At 69.3% G+C, this 5338-nt stretch carries 3 protein-coding genes; all 3 read right to left on the reverse strand.

What is annotated here, in order from left to right; translation table 11 throughout:
- Positions 1 to 189 precede the first annotated feature (189 nt).
- Positions 190 to 1908, reverse strand: coding sequence for an NACHT domain-containing protein (locus tag ACREP4_RS16870; protein ID WP_431597357.1), 1719 nt, complete (start codon positions 1906 to 1908; stop codon positions 190 to 192).
- 142 nt (positions 1909 to 2050) lie between these two features.
- Positions 2051 to 4258 (reverse strand): NACHT domain-containing protein, encoded by a 2208-nt coding sequence (locus ACREP4_RS16875; RefSeq protein WP_431597358.1) that lies wholly within the window; start codon positions 4256 to 4258, stop codon positions 2051 to 2053.
- Between the two features lie 58 nt (positions 4259 to 4316).
- On the reverse strand, positions 4317 to 5338 hold a 1022-nt coding region (locus ACREP4_RS16880; protein ID WP_431597359.1), incomplete at its 5' end, for a hypothetical protein.

A 5338-nucleotide genomic window follows, 5' to 3' on the forward strand; every position in this document is an offset into this window, starting at 1 on the left:
CTTGACGGCTTCTTCCCTGAGCTCGGGAGAGAATTTTCTGCGAGATTGTGGCACCTTTTATCCTTTTCGGACCAGTATAACCTTAGTGGGTCTACTGTCCGGAAAGTTAGGGGCAGGTCAAGCCTCGGGAGGCGGGACACGGATCCGGGCAGCGCTGCCCAGCGGCTAAGCCTTGCCGATCATGGCGCCTCAGGATGAGGGGTCACGGTGAAGGGTCACGGTCGGGTCGGCTGCGGCGGGTGGGAGGGTGGCGTCCAGCCCGGCGAAGTGCTCGAGGAGCAGCCGGTGGACAAACAGGTAGCCGTTTCCGGTGCGGCGCAGGAGCAGCCGCTCGACCGCCTCGTCGAGAAAGCGGATGTAGCGGACTGGCGCAAAGCCGTTCCAGGCGAGCAAGCCGCGCAAGACGAGCTGCTGCAGGCAGGCTGTTCCGTCGATGACCAGCCCGGAGACCAGCCCAAAGAGCAGCCCCGCGACCAGACCGACGAACGGTCCACCAGCGAGCCCACCGGCAAGCCGGACGCCCAGCCCGAACGCCAACCCGACGAACGGCCCAAGGACCAGCCCAACGAACAGCCCGAAGACCAGCGCGTCGCGTGCCGATCGGTGGATCCCTTCGTTCGGCGTGGGCCGTTCGTCGGCCAGCCTGGTGAACAGCCCGGAGACCAGCCCAGCGCCTAGTCCAGCGACCAGCCCGAAGACCAATCCGACGAGCGGCCCGCCGACCAACCCGGCGAGCAACCCCACACACAGCCCGCCGACGAGCACGAAAGCCAGATTGCCGCGCAGCCTCAGCCAGGACCAATGGACCTCCTCGACTGGCTCTTCCTTCGTTCTCCCTGCGAGCAGCCCGAAGATCAGCCCGACGAGCAGCCCAAAGCCGGGCCCGGCGAACAGGCCGACGCACAACCCAACGAACAGGCCGACGCCGATCGCCGGGATGAGGGCCACGAGCCGCTGCTGCGCGTTCTTCGGCAGCCAGTCCGGCTGGAGCCGATCGAGGTGGAGCTCGGTTTGGTCGTGCTCCCGCATCGACCGAGCGAGCCAGGCCAACCAGTGGGCCATCCGGGCCGGGGCGTAGCGGCCGGGGTGGTGCTCGAACATCCGCTCGGTGTACGCGGTGAACAGCAGCGCCAGCCGCTGCTCAGGCGTGCCGGCCGCCCGCAGCGCGTCCGCCGGCCGGTCTTGGAAGGTCAGCGCCGTAATGCTGAGCACCAGCGGGGACTGCAGAAACCTCCAGAGGGGCTCGTCGGCGTCGAGCGCGGTTTGCACGCCGGCCAACGCACCGCCGGCGGCCTCAAGATAGACAGCAACCTGTCCGCGGGTTGGGGGCTGCAGCTCGAGTGCCTCCTCCACCCGTAGCCGGGCGGCCAGCGCGGCGTACTCCTCGGTGCGGCTGCACACGGCAAACCGGACCGGGCCGTGCTCCTGATGGAACGCGTTGATCGCCTCGACGCAGCCCGCGCGGTGCGCGGCAGCGACCTCGTCCAGGCCGTCGAGCAGCGGCAGGACCTCGCCAGCAGCCAGCCATTGTCGCGCGATCGGCCGGGACACGCCGTAGCGGCTGTAGAGCTCGTCGACCAGCCACTCGGCAAGCGGCGGTCGCCGGGGTGCCCACGAGGACAGGTGAAATACGACCGGCATCGGCTGGGTCTCGTCGGCCGTCGCGTCGCCGAGCAAGTCGCGGGCCAGCTCAAGTAGCGCGGTGGTCTTGCCGGACCCGGGCGCGCCGAGGATGAGCAGCCCGCCGCCGATCCGCTTGAACACCGCGCTGATCGGCGTGCCGGCGGGCAGCTGCTCAGCCTCGCCGCCGGGTCGTCGGATGATCACGCCGAGGCCGATGCGCGCCTCTTCGGCCAGCGACTGATCGAGCACGCCGGCGATCCACCGGTAGCGCACCCGTCGGAGCATGAACTCTCGGTTACGGGCTCGGCGTTGCTCGTAGGCGGTCGCGCGCTCGCTCCAACCACGGCGGAGCCACGCGACCACCCCGGCTAAGAACGCCAGGACAGCGGCCACCACTCGCGGCCACTGAGTCGTCGCCCGGTGTCCGTCAACCATCGGGTAGCCCAACCTCCGGCACACGTCGCGGACGATCAACGCCCCGGGCGGGGGGCGCACCAGGCGGTTCGGCTCCGCGGGCGGGGTCCAGCTCGGCGAGGTGCTCGAACAGCAGCCGGTGGACGAAGATGTAGCCGCTCCCGGTTCGGCGCAGGAACAGCCGGTCTTTCGCGTCATCAAGGAAACCCACATAGCGCAACGGAGCGGCGCCGTTGCGCGCCAGCAGACCGCGTATAGCGAGATGCTGCAGGCAGGCCAGCCCACCGAAGCGCAGCGCGACGGTAAGCCCGACGCCTAGCCCGACGATCAGCCCGTCGGCCAACCCGAAGACCAGCCCGATGGCCAGCCCGTAGGCACAGGCGTACCGTGCCGATCTGTGGATCCCCTCGTTCGGCGTGGATCGCTCGTCCGCCAGCCCATTGACCAGCGCGAACGTCACCGCACCAACCACCGCACCAACCAGCGCAGAGAGCAGCCCAAACGCCGACGCCCCGACCAGCCCTGAGGCCGACCCGCCGACCAGCCTGGAGACCAGCACACCGGCCAACCCCAGCCCGCCGGGCAGCGCGAAGCTCAACTCGCCGCGCAGCCAGCTAAGGAGCCCGAAGGCCAGCCCGAAGCCCAACACGCCGAGCAGCCCGGCACGCCGCGCGCCGGTCAGCGCGCCCTTTAGCACATGACGCCGCGCCTCCCGGGACCAGCGGACCAAGCGGACCTGCTCGACCAGTTCGCCCTCCGCCAGACGGCCGGCCAGCCCAGAGACCAGCCCGAAGGCGAAGACCAGCCCGGCGACAAGCCCGATGGCCAACCCCACACCCAACCCGCCGAGTAACCCGGCGACCAGCCCGAGCACCAGCCCGACGCCCAGCCCGGCACTGATCGTCGGTGCAAGCGTCGCAAGCCGCTGCTGGGTGCTGGTAGGCAGCCAGTCGGGTTTGAGGCGGTCGAGGTAGAACTCGCTCTCGCTGCGCTGGCGCATCGACTGGGCCAGACAGGAGAGCCAGTGCAATGTCCGGGCCGAGCTGTAACGGCCGTGCCGACGCTCGAGCATCCGCTCGATGTACGCGGTGAACAGCAGCGCCAGCCGCTGCTCGCGGGTACCGGCTGTCCGTAGCGCGCCCGCCCACCGGTCTCGGTAAGTCAACGCAACAATGTTGAGCACCAACGGCGACTGCAGGAACTCCCGCAAGGTCTCGTCGGCGTCGACCGCAGCCCGCACGGCGGTCAGCGCATCACCGGCCTTCTGAAGATAAACGGAGACCTGCTCAGGGGTCGGGGGCTGCAGCTCCAGTGCCTCCTCCACCCGCAACCGGGCGGACAGCGCCGTGTACTCCTCAGTACGACAGCACACGGCAAACTGGACCAGGCCATCCTCGGCACGCTGCTTCGCCTGGAAGGCATTGATCGCCTCGATACAGTCGGCGCGATGCGTGGTGGCGACCTCGTCCAGGCCGTCGAGCAGCGGCAAGATCTCGCTATCGGCCACCCACTGGGTGGCTAGCCGCTTGGGCACGTCGTAGCTGGCGCGCAGCTCGTCGACCATCCACTCGTCCAGCGGCGGGCGCCGTGCCGCCCACGAGGACAGGTTGAACACCACCGGCACCGGCTCGGTCTGGTCGGCTTCAGCGTCCTCAAGCAGGTCACGGGCCAGCTCTAACAGCGCGATGGTCTTGCCCGACCCGGGCACACCCAGGATCAACAACCCACGGCCGATGTCCTCGAACACCTCCCTGACCTCCGTGCCGGCCGCCAGCAACTCGGACTGGCCGTCAGGTCGCCGGATGCTCATGGTCCGCTGGAGTACGTCCGAGCGGCGCGCCAGCCCCAGCGCGATCCGCACCTCTTCGGTCAGCGACTGCTCCAGCACACCGGCGATCCACCGGTAGCGCACCTGATTGAGCATGCTTTGCCGGCTGCGGTCTCGTCGTGGCCCTTCAACGGCGTCGCGCTTGGGCTGGCGGTGGTCTAGGCGCCACAGCAGGACCGGCAAGACCACCCCGGCGATCGTGGCCACGAGACCGGCGACGGTACCCGTGAACAGGTGGATGCGTGCCCAGCGCAACACCGCCATCGTCATTCGCTGCGGTCCGCCAAGCCAGGCCGGCGGTGTGTCCCACAGCGCGAGCGCGACCACCCCGGCCACGAACACCAGGACAGCGGCCACCACTGCAAGCAGCCGACGTCGGGTGACCGCTGGCATCCGCGCGCTACCCGCCCCGCTCTCACGCCCTACAGATCGAGCCGTCACACGGTGTCCGCTAACCATCGGATAACGCAACCCCCGGTACTCGTCGCCGACGATCAACGCCCCGAGCGAAGGCCGCCTCACGCGGTTTGGCTCCACGGGCGGTGTCAAGCTCGGCGAAGTGCTCGAGCAGCAGCCGGTGAACGAAGATGTAGCCGCTCCCGGTTCGGCGCAGGAACAGCCGGTCTTTCGCGTCGTCGAGAAAGTCCACATAGCGCCACGGGGCGGCGCCGTTGCGGACCAGCAGGCCGCGAATGGTGAGATGCTGGAGGCAGGCCAACCACCCAAAGCGCAGCCCGACGGTCAGCACGCCGCCCAGCCCGACAACCGGTCCGTCGGCCAGCCCGAGCACCAGCCCGATGACCAGCCCGTAAATGCAGGCGTACCGCGCCGATCTGCGAATTCCTTCGTTGGGCGTGGACCGCTCGTCCGCCAGCTCTTGGACCAGTGCGTACGTCACTGCACCGACCAAAAGACCGACGAGTACGGTGACCAGCCCGAACGCCAGCGCACCGACCAGCACACCAGCCGGCCCCGGAACTGGCCCGCTACCCAGCCTGGAGATCAGCACACCGGCCAGACCCAGCCCGCCGGGTACCCTGGGCACCCCGCCGAGCAGCCCGAAGAGCAGCCCGGAGCCCAGCACGCTGAGCAGCCCGGCGCGCAGCGCCCCGGTCCGCGCGCCGACCAGCACATGGTGCCGCGTCTTTGGGGACCACTGGACCCAGCGGACCTTCTCGACAGGCTCGAACTCCCGTAGTTCGGGGACCAGCCGGACGAGCAGCCCGAAGGCCAGCCCGCCGACCAGCCCGACGGCCGGCCCGGCGAGCAACCCACCCAGCAGCATGACGCTCAGGCCCGCGCTGATCGTCGGGACGAGGATCGCAAGCCGCTGCTGGTTCTTGGTCGGCAGCCAGTCGGGTTTGAGGCGGTCGAGGTAGAACTCGCTCTCGCTGCGCTGGCGCATCGACTGGGCCAGACAGGAGAGCCAGTGCAATGTCCGGGCCGAGCTGTAACGGCCGTGCCGACGCTCGA

The sequence above is a fragment of the Stenotrophomonas sp. genome, from assembly GCF_050737575.1.
Classification (GTDB): domain Bacteria; phylum Pseudomonadota; class Gammaproteobacteria; order Xanthomonadales; family Xanthomonadaceae; genus Stenotrophomonas.

Excerpts from the sequence above, each read along its gene's own strand:
- ACREP4_RS16870 (WP_431597357.1), bottom strand. The coding sequence starts at position 1,908 with ATGCTCCGACGGGTGCGCTACCGGTGGATCGCCGGCGTGCTCGATCAG.
- ACREP4_RS16875 (WP_431597358.1), bottom strand. The coding sequence starts at position 4,258 with ATGCCAGCGGTCACCCGACGTCGGCTGCTTGCAGTGGTGGCCGCTGTC.